16 protein-coding genes and 1 riboswitch are annotated in these 18,120 nt (G+C 48.7%); of the genes, 4 read left to right on the top strand and 12 right to left on the bottom strand.

The features are described from left to right. Positions 1-131 precede the first annotated feature (131 nt). The 6 genes from ACYCSE_RS12975 to ACYCSE_RS12950 form a co-directional block, all read right to left on the bottom strand. Positions 132-374, bottom strand: a complete 243-nt coding sequence (locus ACYCSE_RS12975; protein WP_029515768.1) for a hypothetical protein — start codon at positions 372-374, stop codon at positions 132-134. A 37-nt stretch (positions 375-411) separates the two neighbouring features. Continuing rightward, on the bottom strand, positions 412-1,278 hold the full coding sequence (locus ACYCSE_RS12970) for an inositol monophosphatase family protein (RefSeq protein WP_459702439.1): 867 nt from the start codon (positions 1,276-1,278) through the stop codon (positions 412-414). Between the two features lie 174 nt (positions 1,279-1,452). Continuing rightward, entirely contained in the window at positions 1,453-2,454 is a 1,002-nt protein-coding gene (gene uvsE / locus ACYCSE_RS12965; protein ID WP_459702438.1) for a UV DNA damage repair endonuclease UvsE, read from the bottom strand. Positions 2,455-2,592: 138 nt separating this feature from the next. Next, positions 2,593-2,916, bottom strand: coding sequence for a hypothetical protein (locus ACYCSE_RS12960; RefSeq protein ID WP_007428793.1), 324 nt, complete (start codon positions 2,914-2,916; stop codon positions 2,593-2,595). 101 nt (positions 2,917-3,017) lie between these two features. After that, positions 3,018-4,106: a D-alanine--D-alanine ligase gene (locus ACYCSE_RS12955; RefSeq protein ID WP_039270664.1), complete on the bottom strand. Its 1,089-nt coding sequence runs from the start codon at positions 4,104-4,106 to the stop codon at positions 3,018-3,020. Positions 4,107-4,179: 73 nt separating this feature from the next. Then, positions 4,180-5,175: an amidase domain-containing protein gene (locus ACYCSE_RS12950; protein ID WP_235307243.1), complete on the bottom strand. Its 996-nt coding sequence runs from the start codon at positions 5,173-5,175 to the stop codon at positions 4,180-4,182. Between the two features lie 420 nt (positions 5,176-5,595). Between ACYCSE_RS12950 and acnA the strand changes: the two genes are divergently transcribed. Continuing rightward, positions 5,596-8,307 (top strand): aconitate hydratase AcnA, encoded by a 2,712-nt coding sequence (gene acnA, locus ACYCSE_RS12945; protein ID WP_459702437.1) that lies wholly within the window; start codon positions 5,596-5,598, stop codon positions 8,305-8,307. A gap of 73 nt (positions 8,308-8,380) precedes the next feature. Here the strand turns inward: acnA and ACYCSE_RS12940 are convergent, their stop codons facing one another. The 3 genes from ACYCSE_RS12940 to ACYCSE_RS12930 all read right to left on the bottom strand — a co-directional run bounded on the left by ACYCSE_RS12940 (position 8,381) and on the right by ACYCSE_RS12930 (position 10,414). Continuing rightward, positions 8,381-8,641 carry a DUF1648 domain-containing protein gene (locus ACYCSE_RS12940; protein ID WP_254329120.1) on the bottom strand — a complete coding sequence of 87 codons (261 nt, stop codon included), beginning with the start codon at positions 8,639-8,641 and terminating at the stop codon, positions 8,381-8,383. A 131-nt stretch (positions 8,642-8,772) separates the two neighbouring features. Continuing rightward, positions 8,773-9,417, bottom strand: coding sequence for an SdpI family protein (locus ACYCSE_RS12935; RefSeq protein ID WP_459702436.1), 645 nt, complete (start codon positions 9,415-9,417; stop codon positions 8,773-8,775). A 160-nt stretch (positions 9,418-9,577) separates the two neighbouring features. Further along, on the bottom strand, positions 9,578-10,414 hold the full coding sequence (locus ACYCSE_RS12930; protein ID WP_250267444.1) for a YitT family protein: 837 nt from the start codon (positions 10,412-10,414) through the stop codon (positions 9,578-9,580). Positions 10,415-10,920: 506 nt separating this feature from the next. Here ACYCSE_RS12930 and ACYCSE_RS12925 point away from each other — a divergent pair. Next, positions 10,921-11,073 (top strand): hypothetical protein, encoded by a 153-nt coding sequence (locus tag ACYCSE_RS12925; protein WP_010348453.1) that lies wholly within the window; start codon positions 10,921-10,923, stop codon positions 11,071-11,073. Between the two features lie 121 nt (positions 11,074-11,194). On the opposite strand, the gene thiC is transcribed toward ACYCSE_RS12925, so the two are convergent. Next, positions 11,195-12,994: a phosphomethylpyrimidine synthase ThiC gene (thiC, locus tag ACYCSE_RS12920; RefSeq protein WP_459702435.1), complete on the bottom strand. Its 1,800-nt coding sequence runs from the start codon at positions 12,992-12,994 to the stop codon at positions 11,195-11,197. Positions 12,995-13,180: 186 nt separating this feature from the next. Then, a riboswitch (TPP riboswitch) is annotated at positions 13,181-13,293 on the bottom strand. 155 nt (positions 13,294-13,448) lie between these two features. Then, a complete protein-coding gene (locus ACYCSE_RS12915; RefSeq protein WP_061831535.1) occupies positions 13,449-14,192 on the bottom strand; it encodes an IclR family transcriptional regulator in 744 nt (247 codons plus the stop codon). A gap of 298 nt (positions 14,193-14,490) precedes the next feature. Between ACYCSE_RS12915 and ACYCSE_RS12910 the strand changes: the two genes are divergently transcribed. Continuing rightward, positions 14,491-15,528 (top strand): alpha/beta hydrolase, encoded by a 1,038-nt coding sequence (locus ACYCSE_RS12910; protein WP_104497336.1) that lies wholly within the window; start codon positions 14,491-14,493, stop codon positions 15,526-15,528. A 258-nt stretch (positions 15,529-15,786) separates the two neighbouring features. After that, entirely contained in the window at positions 15,787-17,166 is a 1,380-nt protein-coding gene (locus ACYCSE_RS12905) for a Fe-Mn family superoxide dismutase (protein ID WP_459702434.1), read from the top strand. Between the two features lie 20 nt (positions 17,167-17,186). Here the strand turns inward: ACYCSE_RS12905 and ACYCSE_RS12900 are convergent, their stop codons facing one another. Then, positions 17,187-18,032 carry a lipoate--protein ligase family protein gene (locus ACYCSE_RS12900; RefSeq protein ID WP_452566238.1) on the bottom strand — a complete coding sequence of 282 codons (846 nt, stop codon included), beginning with the start codon at positions 18,030-18,032 and terminating at the stop codon, positions 17,187-17,189. Between the last annotated feature and the right edge of the window lie 88 nt (positions 18,033-18,120).

Genomic DNA, 18,120 nt, shown 5'->3' with positions numbered 1-18,120 from the left:
TAAAGTAGGTAATCAGTGAATGTCGCCTCCTTCGCTCATCCTGGCCGGTCCAGCCCAAAATGGATAAAACTTTATATATCATACAAAATACCCCATGCCTTGGTCATTCGGCAAGAGGTATTTGTATTTGCTTAGCGTTGATCGGTTGGTTTCGATTTGTCCGCCTTGCTCATATATTCGTCGTATCGGTCATCAAGTTCCCGTGCCATACTTCGGTATTTACGCGTCTCCTCAACAATGGGATCGATATGAGTCTGAACCCGCACCTCATATTTAGGACTGAGTCTTTCCCGCTTCTGGGCCTCATTCTCACGAATTTCGCCTTCCGTCAGCAGTTCACTGAGCTGGCGCTCCAATTCTTCGGATTGGCTCATCGCGATTTCCTCCTTCAGGATGATGTTCTACGTAGAATTATAACCCGGTTGCGTCTGCTTCTTTCAGCACTTGAATAAGTTGAGAATGAATAGCTGTATTCGTCGCTGCAATATGCCGTACACTCAGGTCATAAGGTCTGCCCAATGTATCGGTAATGGTGCCGCCTGATTCCTGTATCAGCAAAGCGCCCGCTGCCACATCCCACGCATTCAAACCAATTTCGCAATAAGCCGACAGCCGTCCTGATGCTACATAAGCCAGATGTAATGCTGCCGAGCCCAGCGCCCGAATGCCGCGTACCTGAGGTGTAAGAACCTGCGTAATTTTCATATTTAGCGGTTGTGCATACGTACGATCCGGCGGGAAGCCGATGCACACCAGACTATCTCCCAGTGTTTCTTCTCTCGATGCTTGCATGCGATTGCCATGTACATAAGCGCCTTTTCCTTTTTCCGCTACAAACATTTCATCACGGGACGGATCATAAATAACCCCGACAATCACCTCTCCACGATGGGCCAATGCAATAGACACACTGTAATACGGCAGACTGTGTACAAAATTGGTAGTCCCATCTACCGGATCAATAATCCATAGATATTCCTCTTCACGGGCAGCCTCTAATGCGCGGGCCGAAGCTTCGGCTCCCGGCTCTACACCCTCTTCACCCAAAATAGCATGATCGGGAAAATGGGTCAGAATCAGTCTGCGAATCATTTGCTCTGCACCTTTATCTACCTCGGTCACTAGATCCGTAGGAGACTGTTTGGTATTCAAATGTTCAACAGTTCCCAGCCTGCTTTTAATCCATTCCCCGGCTTTGGATGCCGCGTTAATAGCCACGGCAGTATAGCTTTTTCCTGATACGATATAGGGAACCTTTTCGTTTTCATTTTCGTTCAACGTGTTCACTCTACTTTCTATATCATTGTTACGTGGTTTACGAAGCTGCTCTACAACACAGTCTCTTAACCATCTCTGTTTCAGTACAAGTTTGCTAGTTTACACATTCTAGTATACACAATAATCTGCATAAAGTTTCTCTAAATGGGAGCATTATCCGCAAAATGCTACTTTCTAAGGCATAATTTCTACGGAAGCTCCATCCAGCACTTTAACCCCATTAGCTTCCTGAAGGCGCAGTTCATTCATCAACCCGAATAACGCTTCATCCTTAAGTTTGGCTTCAAGCATGACATCAATCCGATCCGTATATCCGGCAATATTGCGCAAAAAGGTAAGCAACGGCTCCATTAGAACACCGTCCGCATGACCCCGAGGATCTTTTTCACTTTTGGGGCTGGACGCATGGATTTTGGGCGGCAATGGATGATCCACAGAAGATCCGGCTTGGGCCAATTCCCCTTTCCAGGTATCCAAAATATCCGGCCATAGCTCCCACGGCTTCTCCCCCTCATTATTCACCCATTGATGATGAATATCGAGAACCATCGGTAACCCCGTCAATTTGCAAGCATCCAGCGTTTCCAACGCATTGAACGTTTTATCATCATTTTCCAGCGTTAACCGTTCTCTTAATGAAAGATCCAGAGCACTAACCTGCTCTACAAAACGCTGGCCTGAGGTCACCTTATCTCCGTATGCACCACCAATATGAATGTTGTTCTTGGCTTCGGCACCCAGTCCCATGGCCTCCAGCATCGCTTTGTGGTACTTCAGATCATTAATGGAGCTTTGCAACACCTCAGGACGGGGAGTGCTTAACACTGTAAAATGATCGGGGTGAAACGATACCCTCATCTTATTCGCCCTGACATAGTTCCCAACCTCTGCAAAGTCAGCAGCAAGCGCCTGAAAAGGATCCCAATCCCGCAGATCCTGATGGGTCGCGAGCGGAATCAGCTTGGATGAGAAACGATAGACCTGGATATCACTCGCGCGATTATGGCGCAGCAGCCTCAAAGTATTATGGAGATTTTCGGCTGCTATCCGTTCTAGCTTGCGGATTGCAGCTTCTCGGTCTCCAATCTTGTTAAAGCTGCTCAATGTCATGGTTTTAGAGGGGGATGCATTTTGAACGGTAACCGACATGGCTACATAACCGAACCTTACGATCATAGAGTGTCTTCCTTTCAGCAGTCGCAGTAGATGGTAAGGCCGCTTTCGTTCTGTGACCTAAACCCCTTTTCTACTGATCATACCCGGAAATGCACCTGCTGATTCGGTGTTATCGCACAAATTGCAAGAAGAAAACAGCTAGGATTGCTGCTGTGCTCCAAAAAACATTTCATCCGCCAATGCGGTCTGAATTCTTGATTCCTCTTCATTCAGCTTACGAATGAGGATCATTTCAACTTCGGTCACTTCATCGCCCTGGAAATTAATTTCGGCGATACAGCCCACAATCTGCACGATGGCTACTGCCACGTTGTCCACGCTGTAAGCGATGACCTTCTGGCCTGTCGGAAACACGCGCAGCCCGGATTTAACCATTTTGCCACGTCCGTATTCCAGCAGTTCGTAAAGTTCTTGCTCGCTCTTGAATTTGCACACGGAGTTAAATTCAGTTTGAAAGCCCATGTGTAACCGCCACCTTTCATCATTAAGGGTTTAGTGTAGTGCTCAAAGATATGCCATATATATGAACAAAAAGGAGAGTGATCAGCTCCCCTTTGTTTCGTTTATGAGTTCTCGTAGTGCAGTGCCGACCTGCGCTCATAACGCTCCAGTGCAAGGGCAATCATGCGGTCCAGCAGACTTGCATAGGATACGCCAGTTTCTCTCCACAGCAATGGATACATACTGAACGGTGTAAAACCAGGCATTGTATTCACTTCATTAATAAGGATATGTCCGTCCGAGCGTCTGACGAAGAAATCGGCACGGGAAATCCCGCAGCCTTCCAGAGCGCGGAATGCTTGCAATGCGGCTTCACGAATACGATCTGCCACTTCCTCATCCAACGGTGCCGGAATGAGCATTTCCGATTGACCATCCGTATATTTGGCAGCGTAATCGTAATAATCACTCGACGATACAATTTCACCCGGTACCGAGGCAATCGGCTCATCATTGCCCAGTACACTGACCTCAATCTCACGGGCATCGACGTACTCCTCGACAATCACCTTTAGGTCAAATTGCAAAGCCAGGTCTACAGCCTTTTCCAGCTCTTCACGGTTACTGGCTTTGGAAATACCGACACTTGATCCCAGATTGGCCGGTTTGACAAAGCAAGGATAACCTAGCTCGGTTTCCATGTTACGTACCAGATCATGACTGGTTTGGGCCCACTGTGTACTATTAAAATAACAGTATTTCACTTGCGGCAATCCTGCATGCTCAAACAGCTTCTTCATGACGCCTTTATCCATACCTGCTGCCGAAGCCAGCACTCCTGCCCCGACATAGGGCATATCCGCCATTTCGAACAGACCCTGAATCGTTCCGTCCTCGCCAAAGGTACCGTGCAGCAACGGAAACAGCACATCCAGCGTCTGCTCTCCGTACAGCTTGCCGAACAATGTATCTAATGCCGCCTTGGTGCCGCCCTCTGCGCGTTCCAGCTTCAATTGCTCTACAGAAGCCAGAGGAGCGCTTAATAGCGCCCCTCTACGCCAATCGCCAGCCTTCGTAATATAAAAAGGAATAATCTCGTATTTCTCATAGTTAAAAGCGTTCATTACCGCATACGCCGTTTGCAGCGAAACCTCATGTTCGCCCGATTTGCCACCGTACACTAGCCCTACGGTCAATTTTTGATTTGCCATGCCTATCCTCCGCTTTCCTGCTTTCGTCATTGTGACTGATTTGCATCACTGTACCTGTTATCCATCATCTCATTTAAAAATAGTCGGCGATGTGATAAAAGCGATATACCGTGTTGTCCGTCCACGCATACGAATTTTTATAGTCCCAATAACGATGTCTGGAGCTTACCGTATGTGCATTGACTAGCGGCATGCCGCCCGCATCAAAGGCCGTGACCACCGTGCTGTGCTGGAAGGTTCCGTCACCATCCCAATCGTAAAAAATGACGTCCCCCAACATGAGCTGCTCTGGGCGACTCACCTGCTCAGCGGTCAACCCCCATGAGCTGGAGCCCAAATACCGCTCCAGACTGTTGGAAACTGCCCAACTGTAGCTCCACAGCTCATTTCCGGCGACCCGTCCTTTATACCACCAGCCCGATTCTCTTTTACCAGTATAGTGGATCGGTGCTCCCCCTGCAAAGAGGCATTGCGAGATATAATTGGTGCAATCCACATCAAAACCTTCAAACTCCGGATTGAAGCTATCCCACCACTGATCTGCATAGGCCGCTGCTTCTTCGCGGCGATATCGGCTGGGACGTGCTGATGAGCCGAAGCCCAGCACACCGCGATTCAGCAGCGGCAGATTTCCTCCTTGATTAAACGAAGCCTGTTCAAAAGGAACCTCTCCCCCCGCTGGCTTCCTTTCTGCCGGATCGCGCTCAATTCTCGCTACCTGCCAGGCTTCACCCTCGCGTGTGAACGTCAGACGCTCCCGTTCGATCCGATCCTCCCGGTGAGTCATCCCACCCTTCTCATAAAAGAGTCGGACATGCAGTTGTACATCTACCACAGCCTCATCCGGGGTATCCTGCACCATTCGTAGCGGCTTGGCGCGTGTCTCGCTGCGTAGGGGAACAGCATCCCGTTCGTTGTACCACTGCTCCAATCTGGCCGCACGTGCTGCCCGTTCCATCCGCTGACCCACCTCCAGATACTCATCCGGCTGCGGTACACCATTCACTTCACTGCGATTGTATTGATTCACGTAAGCAAAAAGGGCCTGTTTCCATTCCCGCTCCCCCATCCCAATCCCTCCATATTCGTCCCGCTATCCTTTTCCGGGGATAACCGGAATGATGAATAACTTCCTTTCTTGCCTCTCTGGTCTGAAATGCTCTCTATCTATAAGTATGAATCTCTAAAGCTTGGTATGAACATCGAAACGCGAGGGAGCGGAACGTTTTATTTTCCAATCTGCAACGCATCATTTAGGCCAAAAAAACTTTACGGAACCGTCTGAAAACGGTATACTTAATCCAAAAGCAATCATTTTGAAATCATGTTTCATCTAATGAAACAAATTACATTCATCTCAACCTCTAACACGTTATGAAGCACTGAAGATGTAATTGAGAACGCAACCAATTTAAACCAACTGTGAAAGACGTCGAAAAAACGACATCCCTATTTTCCCCCAAGCATCCACTTCAAGGAGGTAATACTTATGTCAGGAAAAGATCAATTCTCCATCGCCCGTAGTCTGGAAGTTAACGGGAAGCCTTATCGCTACTACAGTCTTAAGGCACTGGAGGAACAAGGAAAAAGCGGTATCGCCAAGCTGCCTTTCTCCATTAAAGTATTGCTGGAAGCCGCTGTTCGACAGTTTGACGGTCGCGCCATTACGGAAGAACATGTGCAACAGCTGACAGGCTGGGCTGAAGATCGGGACACCAACAAGGAGATTCCGTTCATTCCTGCACGCATCGTGCTACAGGATTTTACCGGTGTCCCGGTGGTTGTCGATTTGGCAGCTATGCGTGATACGGTGAAAAAAGCAGGCGGGGACCCGAAGCAAATCAATCCGCTCGTTCCCGTCGATCTCGTTATCGATCACTCGGTCATGGTCGATGCTTTTGGTACCAGTGATGCGCTGGATTACAATATTAATGTAGAGTTTGAACGGAACGAGGAGCGGTACCGTTTTCTGCGTTGGGCGCAAACGGCGTTCAACAACTTCCGGGCCGTTCCGCCATCCACCGGTATCGTCCATCAGGTCAATCTGGAGTATCTCGCCTCCGTTGCCGCTACCAAAACCATTGACGGTGAAACGGTCGTCTTTCCAGATTCCCTCGTAGGAACAGACTCCCATACCACGATGATTAACGGGCTGGGTGTTGTAGGCTGGGGTGTCGGCGGGATTGAAGCAGAGGCGGGTATGCTGGGGCAGCCGCTGTATTTTGTCACTCCCGATGTGATCGGCTTCAAACTGACAGGCAGCCTGTCGGAAGGCTCTACTGCCACCGATCTGGCGCTCACTGTTACGCAAATGCTGCGTAAAAAAGGCGTAGTCGGCAAATTCGTGGAATTTTACGGGCCTGGTCTGGCAAACATCAGCTTGGCTGACCGTGCGACGGTTGCCAACATGGCACCGGAATACGGCGCAACGATTGGCTTCTTCCCGGTCGATGCGGAAACGCTAGCCTACCTGCGCAGCACCGGACGTTCTGATGAGCAAGTAAGCCTCGTAGAGGAATATTACAAAGCCCAAGGCATGTTCCGCACATCCGATACACCGGACCCTGTGTTCAGCGATACGATTGAGCTTGATCTGGCATCGGTAGTACCGAGTCTCGCCGGACCCAAACGTCCGCAGGACCGTGTTGAGCTTAGTCGCATGAAGGAAACGTTTGAAGGCATTATCCGTACCCCGGTGGACAAGGGCGGCTATGGACTGAGCGATGAAAAAATCGCAAAGAAAATTCCGCTGACCCATCCGGACGGCTCCACCAGCGAGTTGGGTACAGGAGCAGTCGTTATTGCGGCGATCACAAGCTGCACGAATACCTCCAATCCAAGCGTTATGCTCGGTGCAGGCTTGCTGGCCAAAAAAGCAGTACAGCGCGGGCTCAAAAAGCCAGGCTATGTTAAAACAAGCTTGACACCAGGCTCCCTCGTCGTGACGGAATACCTGCAAAAAGCCGGATTAATCGGACCGCTCGAAGCCCTCGGTTTCCATGTAGCTGGCTACGGCTGCGCAACCTGTATTGGTAACTCCGGCCCACTTCCTGACGAAGTGAGTCAAGCCATCACAGACCATGATTTGACGGTTGGCGCAGTTATTTCCGGCAACCGGAACTTTGAAGGCCGTGTGCACGCGCAGGTCAAAGCCAACTATCTCGGCTCACCGCCACTGGTTGTCGCTTATGCGCTGGCAGGCACAGTGAACATTGATTTGGTGAATGATCCGCTCGGTTACGATCAGGACAATCAACCAGTCTACCTGAAAGACATCTGGCCTACTTCCGAGGAAATCAAGGAAGCCATCAGCCTGTCTCTCAGCCCGGATATGTTCCGTCGCAAATACGAAAATGTATTTACTGCCAACGAAAAATGGAATTCCATTCCGGTTCCTGAAGGCGAACTGTATGAATGGGATGAAAACTCAACTTATATTCAAAATCCGCCGTTCTTTGAAGGACTTCAGGATGGCGTACAAGATATCAAGGAAATCCGTAATGCCCGTGTGCTTGCCCTGTTGAATGATTCGGTCACGACGGACCATATCTCACCAGCAGGCAACATTGCCCCTGCCAGCCCGGCAGGACTGTATTTGAAGGAGCATGGCGTGGAACGCAAGGACTTCAACTCCTACGGCTCACGTCGCGGTAACCACGAGGTCATGATGCGCGGTACATTCGCCAACATCCGTATCCGCAACAATGTGGCTCCAGGCACCGAGGGCGGCGTGACCAAATACTTGCCAACGGATGAGGAAATGTCCATCTATGATGCATCCATGAAATATCAGGCAGCCGATCAGAACCTGATCGTCATTGCTGGTAAGGAATACGGCACAGGCAGCTCTCGTGACTGGGCGGCCAAAGGTACGCTACTGCTGGGCGTTAAGGCTGTCATTGCCGAAAGCTTCGAGCGGATTCACCGCAGTAACCTAGTCGGCATGGGTGTACTGCCTCTGCAATTCCAGGAGGGCTATGGCTGGTCTAGCCTGGGTCTGAACGGTCGTGAAACGTTTGACATTCTTGGCATCGACAATGACGTGAAGCCTGGTCAAGAGCTTACAGTGGTGGCTAAACGCGAGGATGGCACAAAGTTCGAATTCCCGGTAATTGCCCGTCTAGACAGCACCGTCGATATCGACTACTACCACAACGGTGGTATTCTGCAAACCGTATTGCGTCAGATGATTCAAGAGTAGAGAGCGTATAAATAACGAAATCCCCTCCAAATGCAGTGGAAACTGCGAATTGAGAGGGGATTTTTTATATGCTTTAAGCTTTTAAAAGGAAACATATGCCGAGAACTGAGAACACTAGGGTTATAAGGAGTGTGAAGAGACCAGGCAGGCTTTCCATGATTACAGAGCCTTCTTCGCTCTTGAACTGACGACTGAGATAGGGTTGAAGCATTAGCATAATTATAAAAGATATGAGACTAATTCCACACAACAACCATACCTCAGGGGAGGATTTGTCAACAAAACGGTCAGCCACATCATTGAAATTGTAGTGGATTGCTACATTCCTAGGCATTCTCGGATACATGAAAAGGTAGATAATGAAAGGCAAAACAGAAATAAGAAAAGACAATACATTAGAAAAATTTAACTTACTTCTCATGGAAATCCCCCTAATATGCTAAATCGATCTGCATTATACAGATATCAGCAGTCTATATTTTTATACCTATGACTTAGAAAGAGAGAAGTAATAAAACTAATCATCGTCGGTAAACAAGATGCGAGCACCATATACACATTAACTTCTTGTCCTAATCCTATAGCGATCCCGATTAAGCCAAAGGCTATCCAAATATAAGCAGAGATACGATGCGTCTTCTTCCATCCCATTTCATTCGAAAGTAGCCAAGGGAACTTCAAACCAATTAGACGGTTAGGTGTTATTGTAGCAAAAGACATTCCTACTGCTAAATGCAAAATAGCCGATAAAAATAAAGCTAATTTCAGCGTGCTGAACAGAAATCCGCCCGAATATTTGAACATGAGTGCAAGGAAAATCAAATCAAGTACAATAAATACACTTGCACAAATCTTACGATAGGAAGCTAACATATGCTCAGAAAAGGATTCTCTATGCTTAGAATACCTTGGATTCAATACTACGATTGCTAATGTAATAATCATAGTAACTAATGGAAAATATAACAATGCTATACGATCCTTAGTGGAATGAAGTGAGGAGGAAAATAAAGCAAAATTCATAACATGCAACATGATAAAAAAAATAGACACATGCGTCCACGGCTTCTTGAATTCTTCTTTTACATCATAATTACCCTTATTCTCCATCCCGCCAAACCCTCCATATAACAGGAATTGAGTGACTCCTCTTTATTATGCATATTTTCCAATACCAAAAATGGAAGAAACATCACAAAAACAAAAAGCCGATCCCTCAGGACCGACTTCCAACTATGTTCTCTTATAACCTTACCTTCGCGCATGCGAGTTACTTCGAAATATCCAGAAAACCCTCTCCGAACACGTCTCGCACGTCATGAATGGTGATAAACGCTGCTGTGTCGATGGCTTTCACTATCTTTTTAAGCGCTGACACCTCTTGTTTACTAATGACGATATACAGCACTTCTTTTGGATTTTTAGTGTAATAGCCGTGGCCTGACAGGACGGTAACTCCACGATCCATTTTCGTAATAACCATCTCGGCAATTTTATCTTGGTGCTCCGAAATGATCATGACTGCTTTTTTCGGGTTCAGTCCTTCGATCATGAAGTCCATCACCTTTGTACCAACGTACAAAATAACGATAGTTAGCATCAATTTTTCCGGACCAATAATAAAATAGGAAGAGAATGCGACAATCAAATCAAAAAACAGCAAGCCATAGCTGATATTCCAATCCAGATACTTGTTGGCAATCCGGGCTAAAATGACCGTTCCTGCCGTTGTGCCACCTACCCGTACGATTAAGCCAATGCCGACCCCCACCAAAACTCCGGCAAATACAGCATTAATCGTCGGTTCATGCGAATCAATCCGCCAGTTGACCGTTAAATGTAAAAACAGCGAGTTAAAAGCGACCGCAATTATAGTGTACAGGGTCGTTCTCTTGTCCAAAAATTTATATCCGATAATCAGCAGCAAGCCATTAATCACCAGATTGACGATCGAGGGAGACCACTGAAACAGGTAGTACAGGATGATCGTGACGCCTGTAACGCCCCCCTCGCCAAATTCATTCGGGATCACAAACAGATTAACAGCTAGCGCGAAAAAAAACGCACCCAGAATAATAAATGCAATGTCTGCAATACTTTTTTTCATATATGCTCTAATCCTCTCTCTAACATTTCAAAGGATGAATCGCCAGATGGATTGGCTGACTCTTGTTGTCAAAATACGCTGACAACCAGTTCATGGTATCTACTACCAAACATAAAGTCAATACAACTTTGACACTTTAATTCGCCACCAGACTGCCTCAATCCTGACTTGGATTCCGCAAAATTCTCCTTTTACAAGGTTATTCGACAAAATAACACAATCCCGACTACTAAACTAAGAAAACGGGCCTCTAGCCCTTGTTTTAGACCTAGGCACATTTTCCTCTAAAACGACCATCCTCCTAATCGACATTTTGGACACATATGACCATCTTCCTGTTTTATGTCAAAAGCGTTTTACTTTGAAAAAATGTGGGTATAATGATTGAAACATTACCAAGCAACCTACATAGCATTACGACATCAAGTACATACAAATAGTCCTATACAGACGTCCTAAGCAACTCAATCTGAATTTGACAATATGGAATTGGAGGAATGACCTACATGAATACAATGAACTTAACCGTCCACACCCTGATGCCCTTTCACCACCAATACCAACGTGCCAACGCGGTGAGTATGCAGAAGAAAGAAGATAGCTCGGAAAAGAAGCTCAGCTTTCAGGATATTTTAAATGAAAAAATGGGTAAAAAATAAGGCGCCGTTTATCCGGTTGCATGATCCGCTTTACATAAGCTAAAAAGCCGTAGTTTCCTACATCGACTGTAGAGAACCACGGCTTTTTTAATTCATTTGTCCCTAAACTCCCACGTTCGTTTTACTGACCTCCATCCCGATACTGCTCTGCCTTCTCGCGCATTCCGGCAGCTACTGCTTCTTGAGTGTTCAGCCCCTTATCCGCTGCATAGGCGCGAATGTCCTGAGTGATACGCATACTACAAAATTTAGGGCCGCACATTGAGCAAAAATGTGCTTCCTTGGCGCCCTCTGCGGGTAGCGTTTCATCATGGTAGGATAAGGCACGCTCGGGATCAAGCGACAGATTGAACTGATCCCGCCAGCGGAACTCAAAGCGTGCCTTGGACAAAGCATCATCCCGCTGCTGCGCCCGTGGATGCCCCTTGGCCAGATCGGCAGCATGTGCCGCAATTTTGTAGGTAATGACACCCTCACGGACATCATCCTTATTGGGTAGACCCAAATGCTCCTTAGGCGTAACATAACACAGCATGGACGTCCCGAACCAACCGATCATCGCCGCCCCGATGGCTGAGGTAATATGATCATATCCGGGGGCAATATCCGTCGTGAGCGGTCCCAAGGTATAGAAAGGAGCTTCCTTACAAATCTCCATTTGTAAATCCACATTCTCTTTGATTTTATGCATAGGGACATGTCCCGGCCCTTCAATCATGACCTGAACATCATGCTTCCATGCGATTTGCGTTAGCTCGCCCAACGTTTCCAGCTCTGCAAACTGTGCTTCATCATTCGCATCATAGATACTACCTGGACGTAGACCATCCCCGAGAGAAAAGGCCACATCATAGGCTTTCATAATTTCGCAAATTTCTTCAAAATGTGTATACAAAAAATTCTCCTGATGGTGCGCAAGGCACCAGGCTGCCATGATTGACCCGCCCCGGGACACAATTCCCGTCATTCTATTCGCCGTCATCGGAATATACCGCAGCAATACACCCGCATGAATTGTAAAATAGTCCACTCCCTGCTCCGCCTGCTCAATCAGCGTATCGCGATACAACTCCCATGTCAGCGCCTCTGCTTCACCGTTCACCTTTTCAAGTGCCTGATACAGCGGCACAGTCCCAATCGGTACAGGAGAATTCCGAATGATCCATTCACGTGTTGTATGGATATTACGGCCTGTGGACAGGTCCATAACCGTATCCGAGCCCCAACGCACAGCCCAAGTCATTTTCTCCACTTCCTCCTCGATGGAGGAGGTAACCGCAGAATTACCAATGTTCGCATTGATCTTCACGTGAAAATGACGCCCAATGACCATTGGCTCACTTTCCGGGTGATTGATATTCGAAGGCAAAATGGCTCGTCCAGCCGCCAACTCCTGCCGTACAAACTCAGGCTCCACCCCTTCGCGGATCGCCGCAAATTCCATTTCGGGCGTAATGATCCCTTGCCGCGCATAATGCATTTGCGTCACTGTACGCCCTTGCGAAGCACGAAGCGGACGATTGGTCACGCCGGGAAATTCCACTGTCTCCCGTTTGGAGCCAGGTTTCAGTCCATTATCCTCCGGCTGGACGGCGCGTCCCTCGTAAGCCTCCACATCGCCCCGTTCCAGTGCCCAAGCTCGCCGTAATGGAGGCAGGCCCTGACGGATATCGACCTGATAGGCTTCGTCGGTCATGGGACCGCTTGTATCATATACACGCAATGGCTCATGATGCTCCGTGCCCTGCGGCGTATGTGTAGGATGAAGAGCAATTTCGCGCTCTGGCACGGCAATGTCCGGCCGCGAGCCTTGAATATATACCTTACGGCTTCCTGGAAAGGGCGTTACCCCACTGGCTTGCTCCCCGCTTGTCTTCTCTACCTCAACTTTTTTTGTTCCTTCTGCTTCTGTCGACTTCATTGTCCATTCCTCCCGTTTCGATGAAATGACACACCGATCCGGAACCATTCCCAGGGTGGCGCTGATCTATGCAAAAAAGCCGGTTCCCCAGGGAACCGGCTAATCTAACGAGGCAGCTATCCAGACAATGCGCATATGGAATAATCCATTCCAATGCGCCACTGAAGACAGCAGCCGCGTATACATTTCAATGGCCGATTACTTCCCTACGCTGGTATGATCCAGATCAGGTGCAAAGGGTCCGGAATCTTGCACGATTCCATCTCAGCCCGGCATTACAGGCTCCCCCAGTAACTGTGATACTTCTATTCACATGAGGCGGATATAACAGACATCCCACCTTCCTTACCAGACTACTTCAAATTTATGGCTTTGGCAACCCCTTTAGGTTCCCTTTACCAAGGAGACGTTCCCCATCAAATCACTCTGCTTGCTTCAACTGTGTTCATTCTTGTTACGGGAGCATAAGCCCCATTTCCTTCGCCGCTTCGATCAAAATCGGAGCAAAGTCATGTAGCGTCTCGGGTGCAAGTCGACTGACCGGGCCGGATACAGATAAAGCCGCAGTGACCTGTCCCTTCCGGTTCACAATTGGCGCTGCCACAGCAGCAGCCCCTGGCTCCCGTTCTTCATAGCTGGTCGCATAGCCCTTCTCGCGAATGTCCTGCAGCTGGGCTTTATAGACCTCCGGGTCTACTGAGGGCGGCCATTCATCCCCGCTTAGCAGGGCTTCCAGCTCCTGCGGCGGCATAAAGGCCGCCAGCACCTTGCTGGAGGCCCCTACAGCCAGCGGCATACGCGCACCTACAGGCGCGACCCTGCGGATCGCCTGATTGCTCTGCACGGCTTGTATGCGAATACGCATGCTGCCGTCTCGTAAGTACAAGCTGACCGTCTCCCCCAGACGGTCACGTAGTCCTTCCATTGCAGGTTGTAACAGCACCGCCGGCTCGTCACTTTGGGACAAATGCGTGGATAGCTCCCAAATGCGGAAGCCAAGTCGATATTTTTCCGTTTCGGCATTCCGAACGACAAAGCCCCGATCCTCCAACGTAGTCAACAGCCGATGAACCGTGCTTTTATGTAGACCAATTTTGGAGGCAATCTCCGTCAGGCCAAGATCCGAATTTGCGGTAAAACACAGCAGTATATCAAGTGCACGCTCTACAGCGCGAACGGTTAATTTACGGTCTTCCATCGTGAACCGCTCCTCTTGTATCCATATTCGTTTCACACTATGAAACATGGTTACATAAATTATATAGAATAGTCGCGGCTACTGTAAACCGATGTTTTTGTGACAACCATATTACAGAACGAGAACAAACATCGACAATTCTTTGCATCATTTTTACTTTTCCGGTTCAGGCGTTGACTTTGGATAATCCCCATCATACGATAATAGGTATCTATACGGATCTACACTACTATTTTCAAGTGGAATTATACCTATATTCTATGAAACGAAGATCAATTTTATATAAGGAGGCTCTTACATGATTTCGACATCCCAGCGCAACGCTCAGCTACAGACCGCTGTTCAGGAGCCGTCCACCCCACTCTTTAATCCCCGTCTGCTGCGGTTCAAGCACGTTGTGATTGCTCTGCTGCTGTCGGTCGTCTTTTTTCTGTTGTTTTGTTTTATTGCCTTGCATGCTTACATCGCATGGGTACTTACGAATCCCACCGTTGCACCACTGTACTCTAATCCGATGCAGGCCAAAAGCATGCCTTATGAGGAAGTCAGCTTCCCTGCCAAGGATGGTAGTCGCATGGTACAAGGCTGGTATATCCCGGCGGATCAATCGCGGAAAACGATTATTTTCAGCCATGGTTATGGAGCTAACCGCGAAGAAAGCTGGATTCCCATGTATGATCTGGCACATTATGCCCACAGTTTGAACTTTAATGTGGTCATGTTCGATTATGGATTTGCGTCACAAAACAGCAAAGCAGTCGCAACCGGAGGCAAAGCAGAATCCCAACAGCTCCTCGGAGCAATTCAGCTTGCGAAGCAACGCGGCTCGTCGGAGATTATCGTATGGGGCTTCTCCATGGGGGCAGGAACCGCTCTTCAGGCGGGCTTGCAAACCAAGGATGTGGACGCAATGATTTTGGACAGCACCTTCCTGCTGGAACCGGATACGCTGTACCATAACATTCACAATCAAATTAATCTGCCAAGACATCCGTCTTTGGAAATTCTGGAGTTGTTGTTTCCAGTTTTGAACGGCACCAGCTTGCACCAGATTCCATATCAGGAGGTTAAAAAGGAAAACTACCCGTTCCCGATCATGTTTGTGCATGGTACACAGGATGAAAAAGCTCCTTATCCTATTGCGGAAAAGCTCGCTGCCAATCAAACCAACCCGCTTTCCAGTGTATGGATTGTTAAAAACGGGATACATGAGCTTATTTTCAGAGAGCACCCTCGTGAATATTTGCGACGGGTATCGACGTTTCTAAGCAGTGTACAGGAGCTGGAGGACAAGAAAACCACCGCTGATGCCCACAAACAAACGAATACGAAGTAAAAAATTTTTTTTCGAAGAACTATATTCTATTCTTCCCCTTGAAGAAGCCTGTCTATGGACACTTAACCCGTGCCGTAGCTGGGCTTCTTTTTCGTGTTCCATGGGTATTCATTGTTTTACCTAACAGATATGACCCGATTAAGGGAGTTCATAGACATATTCCTGATGAGACAGTGAATATACTGGGTACGTATGCGTCCAGGGCAGATCTGCCAGATCGGCCGGATAGCCATAGTGGGATACGGGAGGTAAAAAACGATGCTGAGTACTTATGGGTCTTTCCTGCCCTTACGTGTGCTGGAGGAAATTCGGCATTGGAAGCAGCAGGAAAGTTGGCATGTGGAAGTGATTAAATCCGCTACCGAGGGACTAGAGCCTACTTATGTACGGCTGCTGGATGATTGGCGGACTGTATTCGAACAGACGGAACGCACCGCCATAGAGCTGCTTGAAGAGCAACGGAGCGCACTCGATCCGGCAGATCAGGCGTGGCATCAGGAGTGGAAACAGATGTCGGCTGCTCCACAAGCACATACACACGAATTCACTGAACATTCAAAACAGTCAAGAGGATTAGACGCATCATCATCTATAAAGATGCCATTATCAGAGTCAGCCTCAAACTCTCAGCTTAACTCACAAGAATTAAATCGTCGATTAGACGATTTGCTGCAAACCGCAAACCGTCAGTCACAGGAGTATGTACGGCAGCTCGGGCTGCTAAGCGAGCACAGTCATGCATTGCGTCAGCAACCAAAATCCGCCGGAGTTGTATTACACGCGGCACATGAAAGCCAATATTTCCTGATCTCGACAACCCCCTTTCAGGAACCTGGCTCCATCGCAAGGGCTGCTAGGTTGTATCATGTAGCTACAGAGGGTGAGAATTACCCAGAGGAAGAACTTCGAGAACGGCAGGCAGACATAAGGGGAGAAGGCGCATGGACGACTAAAGGCGTCAAGTCCAGCCAGGCGCAACCTTCGGCAACGGAAAAAACCACAATCGGCCGGTCGGTTCCTATTGGGGGACATCGGCTACCGCCGCTCCCTTACCCCTATAATGCGCTTGAACCGTATATTGATGAGAAAACAATGCGTATTCACCATAACAAGCATCATTTGAGCTATGTGAATGACCTGAATAAAGCGGAAAAGAAGCTGGAAGAAGCCCGAAAAACAGGTGATTTTGACCTCGTAAAGCATTGGGAACGGGAACTGGCATTCAACGGCGCAGGCCATTATCTGCATACTCTTTTTTGGACGATCATGAGTCCTCAAGGTGGTGGAAACCCAAGCGGACCGCTGGCTGAACAGATTAAAAAGGATTTTGGCAGCTACGATGCATTCAAAAAGCAATTCAGTTCAGCAGCCGAAAAGGTCGAGGGTGGCGGCTGGGCTATCCTGGTATGGAGTCCACGCGCGGGACGACTTGAAATTTTGCAGGCCGAAAAGCACCAGAATCTGACTCAATGGGAGTCCATTCCGCTGCTAGCGCTAGATGTATGGGAACATGCATATTACTTAAAGCATCAGGCCGAACGCAACAAATACATTGAAGATTGGTGGCATGTCGTTAACTGGCCAGAGGTTGCAGAGCGCTATACCCAAGCCTCCAAACTGAGATGGCAACCCTTCTAAGCTTCTAAGCTAAAGAAAAACTACACCTGCAAATCGTATCGCTCTCTGAGTGCTGCCATTTGTTCGGTCAATCCTTCCGGTTGTACCAGCCAGCCAGCGGCAGGTAAAACGGCTGTCCGGCTCTCAACGACACGGCGCAGAGATGCCGTGTACGCCTCAACAGACGGCACTCCAGCCAGCTCTGCCAGGCTACCCATCGTTGCTGGATTCACCCGGGGGTAATCCTGCTGCTGCACGCCCGCCGGCGTGTCTCCGGCTGCCTCTGTATAAAACTGCTGCACCGCCTGCGCACGCTCTACACCACTGCCCTCAATCATCACGAAGGCTGTGATGATATACGCCTTGGCTTGGCGCCGCTGTGCAATGCCGCAAAACTTGCGGCCTCGGACGCTGACATCGTAATCCCCGGGACAGAAGGACCCGGGGATTTCTCCGGTCTTCGCCTCGCCAGACCACGGAACCAGCGCATCGGCAATTAGCGCTGCCATGAGCCGAAAATCCTCATGCAGGCTGATGGCCCGCTGTGGATTCGGCAGGATCAAGGACAGGTTCAGCACCCCCCTGTCCAGCATGACGGCTGCTCCACCCGAGGGGCGTACGCATACCGAGGTTCCCGCACTGCGCACTCGCTCCATCGCCTGTGGGGCGTAGGGAAGCCTGCGGTCCCGGTGACCGATCACAAGCGCTGACGGATGCCGCCATAGATGCAAAATGGGTGCAGCTCCTTTCCCTACTTGCCGACAGGCCAGCTCCTCCCAAGCCAGCGGAGACAAAACGTCCTCCTGAGTGGCCGCGAGTGGCGCTTCAAACCACTGTAACTCAGGCAAAGCTGTTGTTTTTTCTGTTGATCTATGTACATTCTCCATACGTTATCCCCTATCTATAAAAATAACTGTTATCCATAGGCTATCGTAATTTTAAGGCGGCTATCCCGTCGTCTCTATTTCTGATGTT

It is taken from the genome of Paenibacillus sp. SEL1, assembly GCF_054602535.1.
This window is presented reverse-complemented; position numbering and strand designations above follow the sequence as displayed.